Origin of the sequence: Pseudomonas sp. MPB23, from assembly GCF_046605395.1 — a bacterium.
Lineage (GTDB): Bacteria > Pseudomonadota > Gammaproteobacteria > Pseudomonadales > Pseudomonadaceae > Aquipseudomonas.
In genome coordinates this window covers 1,518,215-1,536,677 of record NZ_CP176771.1, presented here as the reverse complement: position 1 = coordinate 1,536,677, position 18,463 = coordinate 1,518,215, and the positions used below count along the sequence as shown (strand labels likewise).

Here is an 18,463-nt window from a genome sequence, read left to right as displayed (position 1 = left end):
GAGACGCCGGCTAGTGCTCGATGTCGTGTTCGCGGCTGACCGTGCGTTTGCCGTCTTTTGGCGACAGTTGCAGGAAGATCGCCGCCGCCAGCATCGCCATGATGCCCACGGTGAGGAAGGTCAGTTGGAAGGCGCCGAGCACCGTGCTCACGCCGTCGTTGCCGCTTTCGGCGGTGAAGCCGCCGAGCAATGCGCCGGCGCAGGCCACACCCAGGCTCAGGGACAACTGCGCGACCACCGAGAGCAAACTGTTGCCGCTGCTGGCCTGGGCGTCGTCGAGATCGATCAGGGTGACGGTGTTCATCGCGGTAAATTGCAGTGAATTGATCGCCCCCAGCACCGCCAGCATGGCCAGCAGCAGCGGGTAGGGCGTCTGTTCGCTGACCAGGCCCATGCTGGCCAGCATCAGGCCCAGGGCCAGGGTGTTGCCGGTCAGCACCACGCGGTAGCCGAGGCGTTCGATCAGCGGTCGCGCCACCGACTTGGCCACCATCGCCGCCGCCGCCAGGGGCAGCATGCTCATCCCGGCCTGGGACGGCGAATAGCCCAGGGCCACTTGCAGCAGCAACGGCACCAGGAACGGCAGGGCGCCGCTGCCCAGGCGCGCGAACAGGTTGCCGAGGATGCCCACCGCGAAGGTGCGGGTCTTGAACAGCGTGGGTGAAAACAGCGGGTTGTCGATATGCCCGGCCCGCAGCCAGTACGCCGCCAGGCACGCCAGCCCGCCGAACAGCAGCAACATCACCCGCAGGTGCGGCAGGTGCAGTTCGCCCAGGCCTTCCATGGCGATGGTGATCAGCACCATCGCCGCGCCGAACAGCAGGAAGCCGACGCCATCGAAACGCGTGCGCTCGCTGCCGCGCAGGTCGGGGATCAGCTTCCACACCGCATAGCAGCCGATCATGCCCACCGGCAGATTAATCAGGAAGATCCAGTGCCAGGTCAGGTATTGCACCATCCAGCCGCCCATGGTCGGGCCGAGCAAGGGGCCGAGCAGGCCGGGGATGGTGATGAAACCCATGATCCGCACCAGTTCGGAGCGGGGATACGCACGCAGGACCACGAGCCGGCCCACCGGCAGCATCAACGCGCCGCCCAGGCCCTGGACCACCCGCGCGCCGACCAGCATGGTCAGGCTGCTGGACAGCGCGCATAGCAGCGAGCCGATGCTGAACAGCATGATCGCGCCGAAGAAAATCCGCTTGGTGCCGAAGCGGTCGGCGATCCAGCCCGAGGCCGGGATCAGCAGGGCGACGGTGAGCATGTAGGCGATCACCACCCCTTGCATGCGCAGCGGGTTTTCCGCGAGGTCCTGGGCCATGGCCGGCAAGGCCGTGTTGAGAATCGTCCCGTCCAGGGACTGCATGAAGAAGGCAATCGCGACCACCCAGGGGAGCCAGCGGGCGGTCTTGGCATCGAGCTGGACGGGATTGGGCATAGAGGACCTTTTTGTTAGCAGGCTATGTGTCGGCGATTATGCGCCATTTGCCGCGATTTTTCCCACTGGCGGTTCGTCTAGATCCGACAACACCGCGTGCTTGCCCACCAGGAAATCCAACAGCGCACGGTGCACCGCCAGGGCCGCCTCGCGGGACTCCAGGTCGAGCAAATGCCCGGTGTGTTCGGCCACGGCAAAGCTGCTGCGGCGCACATAGTCCTTGAACAGTCGGGCATCGGCGGCCGGGGTGTATTCGTCGAGCGTGCCATTGAGGAAATGCACCGGGGTTTCAATCCGCGTGAGTGCCGGCAGGTAATTGCCGTCGCCCAAGGCCAGGACCTGGTGGATATGAAAGCGCGCCTGGCGGTATTCGGTGGTGGCCATGTTCGACAGGTGCCGATGGTTGTTGCGCTTGAGGCGCGGCGAGAGGTACTTGCCCACCGTTTCGTTGAGCAAGTGGCCGACGGCGGATTTGTCGTCGGCCTCGATCAACACGCGCACGCGCTCCACATACTCAAGCATCGCCGGGTTGAGGTTGGGCGCCAGGGCCATCACCACCGAGCTTTCGATCGACGGCGGGTTGTGCGCCAGGGTCAACAGCGTGGAGATGCCGCCCCACGAGGCCGACACCAGGTGGTTGACCTGGAAGCGCTCGACCAGGGCGCGCAGGATCTGGACCTCGTCGTCCTTGGTCACCAGGTCCAGATCGGTGTTGTGTTCGCGCGAATAGCCGGAGAACGGCAAGTCGAACAGCAGCACATTGAAATGCTCGGCCAGGCATTTACTGGTGCGGGCGAAGGAGCGCGTGGTGGACAGCGCGCCGTTGACCATCAGTACCGTTTTCTTGTGCGGATCGGAACCTAGCTGCTCTACGTGGACGTTGTAGTGCTTGAACAGCTTTTCAATGACAAAACTTCCATGGTTCATGTCAACGCTCCAGCTTGCCCTTCCCGGGCAAGGTCATGCTCTCGTGGGTGGGGGTGGCGGGGTGCCACCAACCGTTATAACGAGGTTTTTTGCAGACGACAACAGACCGCCCGCGCTGACTGGGATGAAGAGGGTTTTCTGTCGGAAGGGCCGAAATAGAGATGTCTGAAATCAATACAGAACCCTGTGGGAGGGAGCAAGCACCCTCCCACAGGGATTGTGGTTGTGTTTGTGGTTACAGGGTCAGGGTCAGGCGTTTGACCAGGGCGCCCGGCAACAGGTTGGATGCGGTGTTGCGTTGGCTGTAGGTGCTGGCCGACAGCAGCAGTTCGCGCTCGGCGGTCAGGGCTTCCAGCTGCGAACCGAGCAGTTGGTAGACGCTGTCGTCGAAGCGCATGGTGCTGACCGGCGCCTTGATTTCGCCGTCTTCCACCCAGAACGTGGCAAAGCGCGTCATGCCGGTCAGGCGCGCCGCCGGCAGGTCGGAGTAGTTCAGGTACCACAGGTTGCTGATGTACAACCCGGTGCCCAACTGCTTGAGGATATCGGCCTGGGCCAAGGTGCCCGCCGCCATCTGCAGGGCGCTGGGGGCTTCGTCGCCGCTGGCGCCGTTGGTGCTCAGGCCGTATTCGGCGGCGCTGCGCGAGTTGATCAACTGGCCCTCGGCCTGGCCGGCCTTGATCAGCATGACATCGCCACGCGGGTAGCCTTCGGCGGAGAACGCCGGGCTCAGGGAGCCGCTGATCTGTTCGTCCACCGTCACCAACGGGCTCAGCGATTGCTCACCGGCGTACAGCCGTTGCAGCGCGCTGCCCTTGCTGGCGATGGCCTGGGCGGAAAAACCGCCCCAGGTGATGAGGCTGATGATCTCTTCCAGCGCGGCCGGCGCCAGGTAGGCGCGGTACTCGCCGGGCGCCAGCGTGTGCAGCGGGCGGCCGAGGAACTCCAGTTGTTCGCGGGCCTGCTGGACGCGGCGGGCGAACTCGGCGCTGTTCCATTCATGCCCGGCATAGCTGGCTTTCACCGCTTCGCCATTGGCATGGAACAGGCTGAAATCGAAGTTGAAGCTGTTGGCCTGGTGCCAGCCGAACGCGCCGTCCGAACTGGCGAAGCCACGGCTGATCGGCCCGGCGGCGTAGAAACCCACGAGGTCGACCCCGGCCGCGGCTTGGCTGATCTCTTCCAGCACATGGGCCAGCGCTGGCAGCGGGCGGGCCTGTTCGTCGTGGCTTTGCCACGCGGTGTGGTTGAGCAGCAGGTACGGATCGCTGGGCAGCAGCGGCAGGGTTTCGCGCAGTTGCCGCAGGCCGTCGGCGAGGCGCTGGCGGTCCAGTTCCGGTTCGCCGGCCAGGGTGATGTCGAGGTCGGCATGCCGGCCATCGTCGATCAGTTTCAGCGTGAGGCTGGCCTGCTGCACCTGCCCGGCCTGACGCACCTTGGCGTGGTTGAAGCGCACGAACTCGGACGACTCGGCGGCGTAGCCCAGGTGAAAGTGTTCCTTGTCGGTGATGGCTTGATTGAGCCACTGCACCAATGCCTTGAAGTTGTTCATCAGGCATCTCCTCCGAATACGTCAACGTTGCTGAACACACAGGCCGGCGAGGCGTGGCCGACGCGGATCACTTGGTTAGGTTCACCCTTGCCGCAGTTCGGTGTGCCCAGTACCTGGAAGGTGCTGGCGTCGCCCACGGCGCTGAGGTTGCGCCAGAACTGCGCGGAAATCGCCCGGTAGTTGGGGTTTTTTACCACGCCCTTGAGCTCGCCGTGTTCGATCAACTGGCCCCATTCACAGCCGAACTGGAATTTATTGCGCGCGTCATCAATCGACCACGAGCGGTTGGTGGACATGAGGATGCCGTGTTCGATGCCGCCGATCAGCTGCGCCAGGTTCTGGTCGCCGGCCTCGATGTTCAGGTTGGCCATGCGGTCGATCGGCGGGCGGTTCCAACTGCTGGCGCGGCTGTTGGCCACGCCGCTCATGCCCGCGCGAAATTGCGACAACGCGCCGCCCAGCGGCTTGAGCAGCAGCCCTTCGCGAATCAGGAATTGCTTGCTGGCGGCAGTGCCATCGTCGTCATGGGCGTAGCTGGCCAGTTGTTCGGGGATGTCCGGGTCGAAGGTCACGTTGAGCAGCGGCGAGCCGTATTGCAGGTGACCGAAGTCGCTGGCCTTCACAAAACTGGTGCCGGCGTAATTGCGCTCGTCGCCGAGGATGCGGTCGAGTTCCAGCGGATGGCCGATGGATTCGTGGATCTGCAGGATCATCTGGTCGGGCATCAACAGCAGGTCGCGCGGGCCATGGGGCGTGTTCGGCGCCAGCAGCAGTTGCAGGGCTTCGTCGGCGATGCGTGGCGCGGCGCCGACCAGGCCGAAGCGCTCGATCACGTCAAACCCGCCTTGCTGGCCGAAGTTGCTACCGCCGAGGGTGCGCGACTGGCTGTCGTTGCCGTCGTAGGCGGTGACGTTGACGCCGGGGAACACGAAGCGTTGGGCCTGGCGCAATTCGGCGCCGGCGCTGTTGAGGTAGATCTGCTCGACGTGGGTCAGGCCGAGGCTGACTTCCCAGCTCACCAGGCGCTCGTCCCGGGGCACGGACGCGGATTCATCGCCGAGCAATTGGTAGCAGTCGCTCAAGGACGGGAAGGCTTGCTCAAGGTCAGGCGACAGGTAGTCGGCGACGTCGCTGGACACGTGTTGGTCGCGCAGGTCGAGCAGGGCGTGGGGTTTTATCAGGCGTGCCTGCTGTTCGGCACGCTCAAGCGCGGCTTGCAGGCCGGGCAGGGAAAGGTCGTGGGTCGCGGCGTAGGCTTCGACACCGTTGACGCGCACGGTGAGCATGGCGCCTTCGTCGTGGTTCAGGTGCGGCGGTGCGGCGACGTTCTTGCGCACCGAGAGGTAATGGCCGGACTCGCGCACGTAGCGCAGGGAGAAGAAATCGGCGGTGGTGCGCAGGGCAGCGAAGTGTTTTTTGAGGGTTGTGTGGTGGTCGAACATGGGGCCTTCCTTGTGAGCGGCTCGGCGGGCAGGCGAACAGAGTAGGCCTGGGCTGGAAGCTGATCAAGGGAGGGGGTTTTGTGGTGTTTGTTCGGGCGCTATCGGGAGCAAGCCCCCTCCCACATTTGACCGAGTTCCAACATGAGAAAGCGGTCACATGTGGGAGGGGGCTTGCTCCCGATACAGACGCCACGGTGTTTCAGCTACTGCACAATTTCCCGCAACGGCTTGCCCCGCACTGGCGCATCGCCGGCCACGTAGTAGTCGGCGGTGCTGCGCGGCAGCGGTTGGCGGCCACGGATCTTGTCGGCGATTTTCTCGGCGATCATGATCGTCGGCGCGTTCAGGTTGCCGGTGGTGATGATCGGCATGATCGACGCATCGACCACCCGCAGGCCTTGCATGCCATGCACGCGGCCTTCGCCATCCACCACGGCCATGGCGTCGGTGCCCATCTTGCACGAGCAGGACGGGTGGAACGCGGTTTCGGCGTGCTCGCGGATGAACTGGTCCAGTTGCTCGTCGGTCTGCACCTCGATGCCGGGGCTGATTTCGCGGCCACGGAATGGGTCCAGCGCCGGCTGCTGCATGATTTCGCGGGTCAGGCGGATGCCGTCGCGAAATTCCTGCCAGTCCTGCTCGGTGGCCATGTAGTTGAAGAGGATGCTCGGGTAGTCCCGTGGGTTCTTCGACTTCAGGTGAACGCGACCACGGCTCGGCGAACGCATGGAGCCCATGTGTGCCTGGAAGCCATGTTCTTTCACGCCGTTGCTGCCGTTGTAGTTAATCGCCACCGGCAGGAAGTGGTACTGGATGTTCGGCCAATCGAAGTCTTCCCGGGTACGGATAAAACCGCCCGCCTCGAACTGGTTGCTGGCGCCGATGCCGGTGCCGTTGAACAGCCATTCGGCACCGATCGCCGGCTGGTTGTACCAGAGCAGCGAGGGGTACAGCGACACTGGTTGGGTGCACGCATATTGCAGGTACAGCTCAAGGTGGTCCTGCAGGTTTTCGCCGACGCCGGGCAGGTCGTGGACCACCGGGATGTCGAGGCTTTCCAGCAATTTGGCCGGGCCGACGCCGGAGCGTTGCAGCAGTTGCGGCGAAGCGATGGCGCCGCTGCACACCAGCACTTCTTTACGGGCGCGGGCTTCGATGCGTTCTTCGGCGGCGCCGATCAGGTAACGCACACCGACCGCACGCTTGCCTTCAAACAGCACTTTGTCGGTGAGGGCGTGGGTGACGATGGTCAGCGTCGAACGCTTTTTCGCCGTGTCCAGGTAACCGCGTGCGGTGCTGGCGCGACGGCCGTTTGGCGTGACGGTACGGTCCATCGGGCCGAAGCCTTCCTGTTGGTAGCCGTTCAAGTCTTCTGTACGCGGGTAACCGGCCTGCACGCCGGCTTCGACCATGGCGTGGAACAGCGGGTTGTTGCCGGCCTTGGGCGTGGTCACGCTGACCGGGCCGTCGCCGCCGTGGTAGTCGTTGGGGCCGATGTCGCGGGTTTCGGCCTTGCGGAAATACGGCAGGCAGTCGAGGTAGGTCCAGTCTTCCAGGCCGGGCAATTTCGACCAGTTGTCGTAGTCCAGGGCGTTGCCACGGATGTAGCACATGCCGTTGATCAGCGAGGAGCCGCCCAGGCCCTTGCCGCGCCCGCATTCCATCCGGCGGCCGTCCATGTGGGGCTCTGGATCGGTCTCGTAGGCCCAGTTGTAGCGCCGGCCTTGCAGTGGGAACGCCAGGGCGGCGGGCATTTGGGTGCGGAAGTCGAGACGGTAATCCGGGCCGCCGGCTTCGAGCAGCAGGACGGTGACGCCTTCGTCTTCGGTCAGACGGGTCGCCAGGGTGTTACCGGCAGAGCCGGCACCCACAATGATGTAATCGTATTCTTGGGACATAAATGCACCCTCTTTGAAGTGTGGTCAGGTCGGGCCTCATCGGGGGCAAGCCCCCTCCCACATTTGAATTGTGAATACCTTCAAAGGTGGGAGGGGGCTTGCTCCCGATAGCGGCCTCACAGGCAACGCAAGGCTCGGCTTTAGAACACCGAGGCGTAATCGCCCAACTCGACCTGTACCGATTTGATGCGGGTGAAGTTGTTCAGCGAGCTGATCCCGTTTTCACGGCCCACACCGGATTGCTTGTAGCCACCGACCGGCATTTTTGCGTCGGATTCGCCCCAGGCGTTGATCCAGCAGATGCCCGCTTCCAGTTGATGAATCACGCGGTGGGCGCGGTTCAGGTCTTTGGTCACCAGGCCAGCGGCGAGGCCGAAGTCGGTGTCGTTGGCGCGGCGGATCACTTCTTCTTCGGTCTCGTAGGTGAGGAGGCTCATCACCGGGCCGAAGATTTCTTCACGGACGATGGTCATTTCGTCGGTGCAGTCGGTGAACACGGTCGGGGCCACAAAGGCGCCTTTGGCGAAGTCGCCGTCGGTCAGGCGTTCGCCGCCGCACAGCACACGAGCCCCTTCAGCCTTACCTTTAGCGATGTAGCCGAGCACGCTTTCCATGTGGGCAAAGCTGACCAGCGGGCCGAAGTTGGTGTTGTCGTCCTGCGGGTCGCCGATGCGGATGCGTGCCACGCGCTCGGCGATCTTGGCTTCAAAGGCCGCTTGCAGGTGCTTGGGCACGAACACGCGCGTGCCGTTGGTGCAGACCTGACCGGAGCTGTAGAAGTTGGCCATCATCGCGATGTCGGCGGCGCGATCGAGGTCGGCGTCTTCGAACACGATCAGCGGCGACTTGCCGCCCAGTTCCATGGTCACTTCCTTGAGCGAAGAGCTCGAAGCGCTGGCCATGACTTTCTTGCCGGTGTCGGTGCCGCCGGTGAACGAGACTTTCTCGATGCGCGGGTGTTCGGTCAGCCAGGTGCCGACTTCACGGCCGCTGCCGGTCAGTACGTTGAACACGCCGGCTGGCACGCCGGCTTCGGTGTAGATCTCGGCCAGTTTCAGGGTGGTCAGCGAGGTGACTTCGCTGGGCTTGAAGATCATCGCGTTGCCGGCGGCCAGGGCCGGTGCGGATTTCCACAGGGCGATCTGGATCGGGTAGTTCCACGCGCCGATACCGGCGACCACGCCCAGCGGCTCGCGGCGGGTGTAGACGAATGAGGTGTCGCGCAGCGGGATCTGCTCGCCTTCGATGGCGGGCACCAGGCCTGCGTAGTATTCGAGCACGTCGGCACCGGTGACGATGTCGACGTACTTGGTTTCGGAGAACGATTTACCGGTGTCCAGGGTTTCCAGGGCGGCCAGTTCATCGTTGCGCTCGCGCAGGATGTCGACGGCGCGACGCAGGATGCGCGAACGCTCCATGGCGGTCATGGCCGCCCAGATTTTCTGGCCTTTTTCGGCACTGACCACGGCGCGCTCAACGTCATCGAACGTTGCGCGTTGTACGTGGGCGAGGACTTCCCCGTTGGCCGGGTTGATGGCTTCGAAGGTGGCATTGCTGCCAGCGTCGCTGTAGCCGCCGTCAATGTAGAGTTTTTGCAGTTCGAAACGGGCCATAAAGTCCTCGCAAGTGCATAAGTGGTTGGCACGGTTCGGGAGTTGAGCGGTTATGCCGGCTCTAACTCGCCTGCTTGGCCAATTGGAAATCCATGTATTCGTACGCGATCCGTTGCGCCTGCGCCGTGTCGAACGCATCTCCCGACAGGGCGCCGCGTAACCACAAACCGTCGATCAACGCCGCCAGGCCCCGGGCCGCGCTGCGTGCGTCAGGCAGCGGCAGTACACGGCGGAACTGGCAGCACAGGTTGGAATACAGGCGGTGATCGTTGATCCGCTGCAACCTGTGCAGTGACGGGTGGTGCATGCTGGTGGCCCAGAAGGCCAGCCAGGTTTTCATTGCCGGGCCGTTGACCTGGCTGGCGTCGAAGTTGCCGCCGATGATCACTTGAAGGTGTGCCCGTGGGCTGTCGTCCTTCAAGGCTTGCCGACGCTCGTGGACGTTCTCGATCAGCACGTTCATCAGGTAGCGCATCGTCGCGGCGATCAGGCCGTTCTTGTCCTTGAAGTAGTGGCTGATGATGCCGTTCGAGACACCGGCCAAACGGGCGATCAGCGCAATACTTGCATCCCCCATTCCGACCTGATCGATGGCCGTCAACGTGGCTTCGATCAATTGTTGGCGGCGTATGGGTTGCATACCGACCTTGGGCATGTAGCACCTCTCCTTGGGCCTGACGACGGGCGATGAACGTTCGTCGACGTGAAGGCCAGTCTATTTTGTTTTGATTGAACGTTCAATCAATAAAAAGTGAGTCGAGCGGCAGACAGTCACGACCTACGGGCATTTGCTGTCGGTGGGCAGCGACGTCTGACACCTGCGAAAACCCTTGGAACAGGCCACTTCAAGGCGTGTTACCGACTTTTATGGGGCAGGTATTTTCGGGGTGCCTTTATAACACCCGTCCGTCGACTGCCGAAAAAATCCATGAAGCGGGGTATCCGGTGCCTTGTGTCTTGCGCGCTTACAGCCTGGAGGTGCCGGCCGTGCTCGGCGGTGCGTACGTCGAGAGGGAAGAGAGGCAATGGCGGTAAAACAAAACGCCGCGAGGATCGCGGCGTTTGCATGTCGGCTGAATCAGCCCAGGTTCTTGCCCAGCAGGGCGTGGTAGAGCTCACTGTCGCCGAGAATCCCGACCACCCGGTTGTTGTCCTGCAACACCAGCTTGTTGCCGGTCTGGTAACGGATCTGCAACGCATCGCGCATGCCGATATTGGAGTCCACCAGTGTCGGTACGCGGCCCAAGCCTTCCACCGGTTGCCCCGGTGCCCAGTTCTGCACATTCATCACCGCGCCATTCTGGCGTGCGCCCTGGAAGGTGTTGCCTTCGGCCAGGTCCAGCCACGAGTCGTTGCCCGGGTCGAGGCACACCGAACCGTTGATGCGTTTGCAGTTGTCCAGGGTGCGCATCAGGCTGCGGCCGCACAGTACGTTCAGCGGGTTGGTGTGGGCGACGAAGGTGCGCACATAGTCATCCGCCGGGTTCAGCACGATCTCTTCCGGCACGCTGTACTGGATGATCTTGCCGTCTTTCATGATCGCGATGCGGCTGCCGAGCTTGAGGGCTTCGTCGAGGTCGTGGCTGACGAACACGATGGTCTTGCTCAGCTTGCGTTGCAGCTCCAGCAACTCGTCCTGCAGGCCCTGGCGGATCAGCGGGTCGAGGGCGGAGAAGGGTTCGTCCATCAGCAGGATGTCGGCATCCATCGCCAGGGCGCGGGCCAGGCCGACGCGCTGCTGCATGCCGCCGGAGAGTTCGTCGGGCTTCTTGTTGCGCCACTGGGTCAGGCCCACCAGCTCGAGTTTTTCATCCACCAGCTTGCGCCGGTCTTTCTCCGGGCGGCCCTGCATCTCGAGGCCGAAGCTGATGTTTTCGCGCACCGTCAGCCAGGGCATCAGGGCGAACTTCTGGAACACCATGGCGATGCGTTTGGTGCGCATCATTTTCAGCTCGGCGGGGGTGCAGGAGGCGATGTCGATCTGGCGCCCCTCATGCTCGACGAACAGTTGGCCACGGCTGACGGTATTGAGGCCGTTGATGCAGCGCAGCAGGCTCGACTTGCCGGAGCCGGAGAGGCCCATCAGCACGCAGATCTCGCCTTTCTCCACATCCAGGCTGGCTTTTTCCACGCCGACGATCTGCCCGGTCTTTTTCAGGATCTCGTTACGGCTCATGCCCTGGTCCAGCAGCTTGAGCGCTTCGCGCGGGTCTTTGGAGAAGATCACATCGACATTGTCGAATCGGATAATGCTCATGCATCACCCCCTACTTTGGCGTCGGGTTGTTTGCAGATGCGGTCGAGCATGATGGCCAGCAACACGATCGCCAGGCCGGCTTCGAAGCCCAGGGCGATGTCGGCGGTGTTCAGCGCGTTGACCACGGGTTTGCCGAGGCCGTCGGCGCCCACCAGGGCGGCGATCACCACCATCGACAACGACAGCATGATGCATTGGGTAATGCCGGCGGCAATGCTCGGCATGGCGTGGGGCAGTTCAATGCGCGAGAGCAACTGACGGCGCGAGCAGCCGAAGGCTTTGCCGGCGTCCATCAACTCTTGCGGTACATCGCGGATACCCAGGTAGGTCAGGCGGATGGGCGCGGCAATCGCGAACACCACCGTGGAGATCAAACCAGGCACCACACCCAGCCCGAAGAGGGTCAGGGTAGGGATGAGGTAGACGAAGGTCGGCACGGTCTGCATCAGATCGAGTACCGGCCGCATCATGGTATAGAACAGCGGTTTGTGCGCGGCAACAATGCCCAGCGGCACGCCGATGACCACGCAGACCAGGGTGGCGAACAACACCTGCGCGAGGGTTTCCATGGTTTCCTGCCAGTACCCCAGGTTCAGGATCAGCAGGAAGGAGGCGATGACAAAAACGGTCAGGCCCCATTTGCGTTGAATGAAGTGAGCCAGCAGCGCAATCAGACCGATCAATGCCAGCGGATTGAACCAGGTCAGCGCGAACGTCACGCCGTGGATCATCGTTTCCAGTGTCGATGCGATTGCGTCGAAGTAGTTGGCACCGTGTTGGGTCAACCATTCGACGAAGGCAGCGATGTACTGGCCTAGTGGGATTTTCTGTTCAGTCAGCATGGTAGTGAATGTCCACATGCGAAGGGGAAAACATCCCGGGCCAGCGCACCAGCCCGGGGTCAGCAGGGATTACTTGGCGAGGTAAGCTTTGACGGCCTCCAGGCCTGGTTTGCCATCGACGGTGGTGACACCGGCGAGCCAGGTGTCGAGCACTTGCGGGTTCTTTTTCAGCCAGGCCTTGGCGGCGGCGTCGGGTTTCATCTTGTCGTCCAGGACGTTACCCATCAGCGTGCTTTCCATGTTCAGGGTGAACGACAGGTTTTTCAGCAACTGGCCGACGTTGCTGCACTCCTGGGTATAGCCCTTGCGCACGTTGGTGTAGATGGTGGCCTGGCCGTAGTTGGGGCCGAACGAGTCGTCACCGCCGGTCAGGTACTTCATCTTGAAGCGGGTGTTCATCGGGTGCGGTTCCCAGCCGAGGAACACGATGGCCTGGTCGCGCTTGGTCGCGCGTTCCACCTGCGAGAGCATCCCGGCTTCGCTGGATTCGACCACTTTGAAGCCGGCGGTTTTCAGGCCGAAGGCGTCTTTGTCGATCAGGGTCTGGATGGTGCGGTTGCCGTCGTTACCCGGCTCGATACCGTAGATCTTGCCGCCCAGCTCGTCCTTGAATTTGGCGATATCGGCGAAGTCTTTCAGACCTTTGTTGTACAGCGCTTCAGGGACCGCCAGGGTGTACTTGGCGTTCTCCAGGTTGGCGCGCACGGTTTCCACGGTGCCGGCATCGCGGTACGGCTTGATGTCGTTTTCCATGGTCGGCATCCAGTTGCCGAGGAAGATGTCCATGTTCTTGCCGTCGGCCAGGGACTTGTAAGTCACCGGTACCGAAATCATCGTGGTGCGCGGCTTGTAGCCAAGGCCCTTGAGGATTTCGCTGGTGGTCGCGGTGGTGACGGTGATGTCGGTCCAGCCGACATCGGAGAAGTTGACGGTCTGACATTGTGCCGGTTCTGCAGCGTGCGCCAGGACTGGCAGACTCAGCATGGCGGCCAACAACAACGAGGGTGAACCTTTCATTTGGGTAGACTCCTGTGTTTTTTCTGGCGGCATTTGCCGCGCTTTATAAGGGTTGCGGTTGGAGCATGCGACAACAGCTCTGGCACGGTGCCTTGCAAACGAGTCGAGACTGATCATGTACCAGCGAAAATCTGACGCCTACAGGGGGCGTCGTATCCAGTACAGGCAGGGTCGTATCCAGTGTCGGTGACGTCGCTTACAGATTTTTCCTGCAGAAAAACCCGGGTTTTTGCCCCTCTGCACCGCTAAAAACGCCCAGAAAATTCGATCGCACGGCCGCGACGCGGATGAGCATGGGTGCGTCGGTGTGAGACGCCGTACGCGGCAGGAAAAGCTTGATGATGCCGCCATCTGGGCGATCTGAGCGTAGCACCTCGTTCAAGCCTGGCCGTGCTTATCGAGGAGTTGTACCGCAATGGCTATCAGTGTTTTCGACCTGTTCAAGATCGGCATCGGGCCTTCGAGTTCTCACACCGTCGGCCCCATGCGCGCCGCGGCGTTGTTCGTTCAAACATTGCGTGAACGTGGAGTGTTGGAACAAGTCAGGCGCGTCGAAGTTCAGCTGTATGGCTCGTTGTCGGCCACCGGCATCGGCCACGGCAGCGACACCGCCACGATCATGGGGCTGATGGGCGAGTGGCCGGACGCGATCGACCCGACGCAGATCGGCCAGCGGATTCACACCCTGCGCGAAACCGAGACCCTGCTGCTGGACGGGCGCCTGCCGGTGCCGTTCGTGTGGACGCGGGACATGCGCCTGCTCGACGAAAACCTGCCGTTCCATCCCAACGCTATGACCCTGGTGGTGGACGGCGACGGCGGCGAGTTGCACCGCGACACTTACTACTCGGTCGGCGGCGGTTTCGTCGTCGATGAAGCCCAGGCCCGGAGCGGCGTGGCCGACATGGACCGCACCGAGTTGCCCTATGATTTTTCCAGCGCGGTGGAGCTGCTGCAGTTGTGCAAGACCCACAACCTGCGCGTCGCCGAATTGATGCTGGCCAACGAAAAGACCTGGCGCTCCGAAGATGAGATCCGCAGTGGCCTGATGAAACTCTGGCGCGCCATGCAAGCGTGCGTGGAACAGGGCCTCAAGCACGAAGGCATCCTGCCCGGCGGCCTGAACGTGCGCCGTCGCGCGGCCAAGTTGCACCGCAGCCTGCAGGAATTGAACAAGCCCAATGTGATCGGCTCGACCTTGAGCGCGATGGAGTGGGTCAACCTGTTCGCCCTGGCCGTCAACGAAGAAAACGCCGCCGGCGGACGCATGGTCACCGCGCCCACCAACGGCGCGGCGGGGATCATTCCGGCGGTGCTGCACTACTTCATGAAATTCAGCGACGACGTTACCGAAGCCAACGTCGTCGATTACCTGCTCAGTGCGGCGGCGGTGGGCATCCTGTGCAAGAAAAATGCCTCGATTTCAGGCGCCGAAGTGGGCTGCCAGGGCGAAGTGGGTTCCGCCTGCGCCATGGCCGCTGCGGGGCTTGCCGAGATCCTTGGCGCCACGCCGGAGCAGTTGTGCAACGCCGCCGAAATCGGTCTTGAACATAACCTCGGCCTGACCTGCGACCCGGTGGGCGGGTTGGTGCAAGTGCCGTGCATCGAGCGCAATGCGATTGCCGCGGTCAAGGCGATCAACGCCGCGCAGATGGCCCTGCGCGGCGACGGCCAGCACTTTATCTCCCTGGACCGGGTGATCCGCACCATGCGCGATACCGGCGCGGACATGCACGACAAGTACAAGGAGACCTCGCGGGGCGGGTTGGCGGTCAGCGCGGTGGAGTGCTGAGACCGAGTTGTCTGCATCGGGAGCAAGCCCCCTCCCACATCTGAACTTGTGAACACCGTCAGTGTGGGAGGGGGCTTGCTCCCGATAGCGGTGGTCCACTCAACACTGCTCACAAAGTGAACACTCAAACCAAATCCGCCACCTTTTAGCGCGTCGCAAACAGATAAGTAGCCCTCGAACGATTTCGCCCTCGACCACCCGTCAGTTGTGCCTGTGGTGACAGACTTTTCCTATGTGCTGAAAGCGCCTTCCCACAAGTGCTACCGAACTGCTCACACCCCCCGAGCCGGCTCGCTCCGGCACCCGATTCGGGCCATATCCCGCACTTCCTGCGTGGGCTTATATAGACGCGTCATGAGGTCGCTTTCAGGAGTTATTGAATGGCCATTCAATTTTAGGCATGGCATTTGCTCTATCCATTCAAAGCCTTTCTCTGCACCGGAGCGAGGCGCAATAACAAGAGCCTCGCCTGAGGCCATCACCCGCTTTGTGTGAGGAGATACCGCGATGACGTCGTTCAACTCAGGGGCCCAACCCCAGAACCGTGCGCCTCAATCCATCGGCTTTTTGCTGCTGGACAATTTCACGCTGATTTCCCTGGCTTCGGCCGTTGAGCCGCTGCGCATGGCCAATCAGCTGTCCGGCCGCGAGCTGTATCGCTGGACCACCCTGAGTGTCGATGGCAATCAGGTCTGGGCCAGCGACGGTCTGCAAATCACCCCCGATGCCTCCATGCACAAAGCCCCGGTCCTGGACACGGTCATCGTGTGCGGCGGCGTGGGTATCCAGCGCACCGTCACCCGTGAACACGTGTCGTGGCTGCAAAGCCAGGCGCGCCAGTCCCGTCGCCTTGGCGCGGTGTGCACCGGCAGTTGGGCCCTGGCCTGCGCCGGCCTGCTCGACGGTTTCGATTGCAGCGTGCACTGGGAATGCCTGGCGTCGATGCAGGAAGCCTTCCCGCGTGTGTCGATGAGCACCCGCCTGTTCACCCTCGACCGCAACCGCTTCACCAGCTCCGGCGGCACCGCGCCGCTGGACATGATGCTGCACCTGATCAGCCGCGACCACGGCCGTGAACTGTCGGCAGCGATCTCCGAGATGTTTGTGTACGAACGCATCCGCAACGAACAGGATCACCAGCGTGTGCCGCTCAAGCACATGCTCGGCACCAACCAGCCGAAGCTGCAGGAAATCGTCGCGCTGATGGAAGCCAACCTCGAAGAACCGATCGACCTGGATGAGCTGGCGGTGTACGTCGCCGTGTCTCGGCGTCAGCTTGAGCGGTTGTTCCAGAAATACCTGCACTGCTCGCCGTCGCGCTACTACCTCAAGCTGCGCCTGATACGTGCGCGGCAGTTGCTCAAGCAAACGCCGATGTCGATCATCGAAGTGGCGTCGGTGTGCGGGTTCGTGTCCACGCCGCACTTCTCCAAGTGCTACCGCGAATACTTCGGCATTCCGCCACGGGATGAGCGCGTCGGTTCCAACACCACCCAACAGGTGGCGATGATGCCGATTCCACAGGCGTTGGTGTTGTCCCCGTTGTCGGGGCCGATGTCGGCGTTGAGCCAGGCGCGCAATGAGTCGACGTTTGCCAGCGTAAGGCTGTAGACCGCGTTGCCTGCATCGGGAGCAAGCCCCCACACTGACTGCATTCACACATCGAAACTTGTGAACACAGTTAAATGTGGGAGGGGCGGTGCGACGATTCGACTTGCTCCCGATAGCGGTCTGTCAGGCTTTGGTGTTCTGTTTGAACTGCATCAACGCCGGCAGCAACTGCCTGTCGATCACCTGGCGCACCGCCGGCAGAATCGTCGCGCTGCCGCTGTACATCTGCTCGACCATGCCCTTGAGCGCCTTGGCCCGCGCTTCGCTCAAACCGCGTACCGCACATTCACAAGCCTGCTCGGCGCTGGCGCCGCTGGATACCTCGAAACCCAGCGAGCGCAGTTGGTTCAGCAGGTCATCCTGGTCAATCAAGTCCGCGTGCATCATGACGTTTATCCTGGTGAGGGGAGCGGGGATTGACTTGGATTCTGGTAGCCATCGACCGGGTCAGCAAGGGCAGAACCCGGGAATGGCTCGGATGACTATGAACAGGTCGTTTTCAACCCATTTCCCTGGTAGGAGCGAGCTTGCTCCTACAGGGGGCGGGTCAGCGTTGGGGCAGGCCGATGACGCGGCCGAGCAGGGCGGGGCGCGGCAGGTCGGTTTGTGCGGCGCCGATGGCGGCGAGTGCTGCCAAGGTCGCCGCAGTGAATGGCGCCGAATGCGGCCCGGCGAGATCGACGTGCAGCAACATCTGTTCGTTGCCGGCCAGTTCGCGTGCTTCGCCGACCCGATGCAGGCTGTGGTACAGATGCAGGCGCTTGGCGTCATGGCCGATCAGTTGGGTGTGCACTTCCACCTCGGTACCGAGTTTCACTTCATGCAGGTAGTTCAGGTGCAGTTCCAGGGTGAACAGCGAATGGCCGCTGGCTTCGCGGTTGTCGCTGTCCAGGCCGAGGGTGTCCATCAACGCGTCGGTGGCGTAGCTGAAGATCAGCAAATAGAACGCGTCGCGCAGATGGCCGTTGTAATCCACCCAGGCGGGCTGGACCTGGGTGGTGTAGGTGGTCAGTGCAGGCATGCTCGGGGCTCCCTTATTCTGCGAAGGTCATGCCGTGCTTGGCTTTGGTGGTTTTCACCGCCTCCAGCACCGCCAGCAGGCAATCATCACGATAGCGCTCCAGCGCCGAAATGCTGTGGCTGCCCAGTTGATCTGTGGTGCCATCGACCACATCGTCGATCAATTTGTCGGTCAGCTCCGGCGCCGGCAGGTAGGTCCACGGCAATTGCAGGGCCGGACCGAACTGCGCCATGAAGTGACGCATCCCGGCATCGCCACCGGCCAGGGTGTAGGTGAGGAAAGTGCCCATGAACGACCAACGCAAGCCGGCGCCAAAACGGATCGCGTCGTCGATTTCACCGGTGGTGGCCACGCCGTCATTCACCAGGTGCAGGGCCTCGCGCCACAACGCTTCGAGCAAGCGGTCGGCGATAAACCCGGGGACTTCCTTGCGCACATGCAACGGGCGCATGCCGAGGGATTCGTACACTTGGATCGCAGCCTGGATCGCCTCGGGCGCGGTGCGTTGACCGCCGACCACTTCCACCAAGGGCAACAGGTACACCGGGTTGAACGGATGGCCGACCACACAGCGTTCCGGGTGGGTCGAGCCTTCGTAGAATTCACTCGGCAACAGCCCCGAGGTGCTGGAGCCGATCAATGCATTCGGCTTGGCCGCCGCGCTGATCTTGCTGTGCAGTTCGAGTTTCAAGTCCAGGCGTTCCGGGGCGCTTTCCTGGATGAAGTCGGCGTCTTTCACGCACGCTTCGATGGTGGCGACAAAACGCAGGCGGTCCTGGGATGCGCCGGGCGCCAGGCCCTGTTTTTCCAGGGCGCTCCAGGCGTTGGCGACCCGTTTGCGCAGCGCGGCTTCGGCGCCGGGCGCGGGGTCCCAGGCCACCACGTCGAGGCCGTGGGCCAGGGCGCGGGACACCCAACCGCTGCCGATGACACCGCTGCCGAGGGCGGCGAAGGTTTTGATTTCGGTGATAAAGCGCATGGCGACATTCCTGAATGATGGAGTGAATCTCTGTGGGAGAGGGCTTGCTCCCACAGGTTTTGATTCGGTTTTGG

The 18,463-nt window shown here is 62.5% G+C and carries 15 protein-coding genes; 2 read left to right on the top strand and 13 right to left on the bottom strand.

The annotated features are described in order from the left end of the window. Positions 1-10: 10 nt before the first annotated feature. The 10 genes from mdtD to ACLH0J_RS07005 form a co-directional block, all read right to left on the bottom strand. The gene (gene mdtD, locus ACLH0J_RS07050) at positions 11-1,438 is read right to left on the bottom strand and encodes a multidrug transporter subunit MdtD (RefSeq protein WP_411391401.1); all 1,428 of its coding nucleotides are present in this window, start codon (positions 1,436-1,438) and stop codon (positions 11-13) included. Between the two features lie 36 nt (positions 1,439-1,474). After that, positions 1,475-2,365 (bottom strand): alpha/beta fold hydrolase, encoded by an 891-nt coding sequence (locus ACLH0J_RS07045; RefSeq protein ID WP_411391400.1) that lies wholly within the window; start codon positions 2,363-2,365, stop codon positions 1,475-1,477. A 235-nt stretch (positions 2,366-2,600) separates the two neighbouring features. Next, positions 2,601-3,917, bottom strand: coding sequence for a TldD/PmbA family protein (locus ACLH0J_RS07040; protein ID WP_411391399.1), 1,317 nt, complete (start codon positions 3,915-3,917; stop codon positions 2,601-2,603). Continuing rightward, positions 3,917-5,359 carry a TldD/PmbA family protein gene (locus tag ACLH0J_RS07035; protein WP_411391398.1) on the bottom strand — a complete coding sequence of 481 codons (1,443 nt, stop codon included), beginning with the start codon at positions 5,357-5,359 and terminating at the stop codon, positions 3,917-3,919. The genes ACLH0J_RS07040 and ACLH0J_RS07035 overlap by 1 nt, the downstream gene beginning before the upstream one ends. Before the next feature lie 203 nt (positions 5,360-5,562). After that, positions 5,563-7,257 carry a choline dehydrogenase gene (gene betA / locus ACLH0J_RS07030; protein WP_411391397.1) on the bottom strand — a complete coding sequence of 565 codons (1,695 nt, stop codon included), beginning with the start codon at positions 7,255-7,257 and terminating at the stop codon, positions 5,563-5,565. Between the two features lie 140 nt (positions 7,258-7,397). Beyond that, on the bottom strand, positions 7,398-8,870 hold the full coding sequence (gene betB, locus ACLH0J_RS07025; protein WP_411391396.1) for a betaine-aldehyde dehydrogenase: 1,473 nt from the start codon (positions 8,868-8,870) through the stop codon (positions 7,398-7,400). Between the two features lie 61 nt (positions 8,871-8,931). Then, a complete protein-coding gene (gene betI / locus ACLH0J_RS07020) occupies positions 8,932-9,525 on the bottom strand; it encodes a transcriptional regulator BetI (RefSeq protein WP_411391395.1) in 594 nt (197 codons plus the stop codon). Between the two features lie 423 nt (positions 9,526-9,948). After that, positions 9,949-11,127, bottom strand: a complete 1,179-nt coding sequence (gene choV, locus ACLH0J_RS07015; RefSeq protein ID WP_411391394.1) for a choline ABC transporter ATP-binding protein — start codon at positions 11,125-11,127, stop codon at positions 9,949-9,951. Then, positions 11,124-11,969, bottom strand: coding sequence for a choline ABC transporter permease subunit (gene choW, locus ACLH0J_RS07010; RefSeq protein ID WP_016972877.1), 846 nt, complete (start codon positions 11,967-11,969; stop codon positions 11,124-11,126). Before choW ends, choV begins: the two co-directional genes overlap by 4 nt. A gap of 69 nt (positions 11,970-12,038) precedes the next feature. Beyond that, positions 12,039-12,986, bottom strand: coding sequence for a choline ABC transporter substrate-binding protein (locus ACLH0J_RS07005; protein ID WP_411391393.1), 948 nt, complete (start codon positions 12,984-12,986; stop codon positions 12,039-12,041). Between the two features lie 415 nt (positions 12,987-13,401). Between ACLH0J_RS07005 and ACLH0J_RS07000 the strand changes: the two genes are divergently transcribed. Continuing rightward, positions 13,402-14,778, top strand: a complete 1,377-nt coding sequence (locus ACLH0J_RS07000) for an L-serine ammonia-lyase (protein WP_411391392.1) — start codon at positions 13,402-13,404, stop codon at positions 14,776-14,778. 507 nt (positions 14,779-15,285) lie between these two features. Beyond that, on the top strand, positions 15,286-16,389 hold the full coding sequence (locus ACLH0J_RS06995; protein WP_411391391.1) for a GlxA family transcriptional regulator: 1,104 nt from the start codon (positions 15,286-15,288) through the stop codon (positions 16,387-16,389). Between the two features lie 123 nt (positions 16,390-16,512). Here the strand turns inward: ACLH0J_RS06995 and ACLH0J_RS06990 are convergent, their stop codons facing one another. The 3 genes from ACLH0J_RS06990 to ACLH0J_RS06980 form a co-directional block, all read right to left on the bottom strand. Continuing rightward, positions 16,513-16,776 carry a hypothetical protein gene (locus ACLH0J_RS06990; RefSeq protein WP_411391390.1) on the bottom strand — a complete coding sequence of 88 codons (264 nt, stop codon included), beginning with the start codon at positions 16,774-16,776 and terminating at the stop codon, positions 16,513-16,515. Positions 16,777-16,936: 160 nt separating this feature from the next. Continuing rightward, positions 16,937-17,410: a thioesterase family protein gene (locus tag ACLH0J_RS06985; protein ID WP_411391389.1), complete on the bottom strand. Its 474-nt coding sequence runs from the start codon at positions 17,408-17,410 to the stop codon at positions 16,937-16,939. Between the two features lie 13 nt (positions 17,411-17,423). Further along, complete coding sequence (locus ACLH0J_RS06980; RefSeq protein ID WP_411391388.1) at positions 17,424-18,389, bottom strand: L-carnitine dehydrogenase; 966 nt, start codon at positions 18,387-18,389, stop codon at positions 17,424-17,426. Between the last annotated feature and the right edge of the window lie 74 nt (positions 18,390-18,463).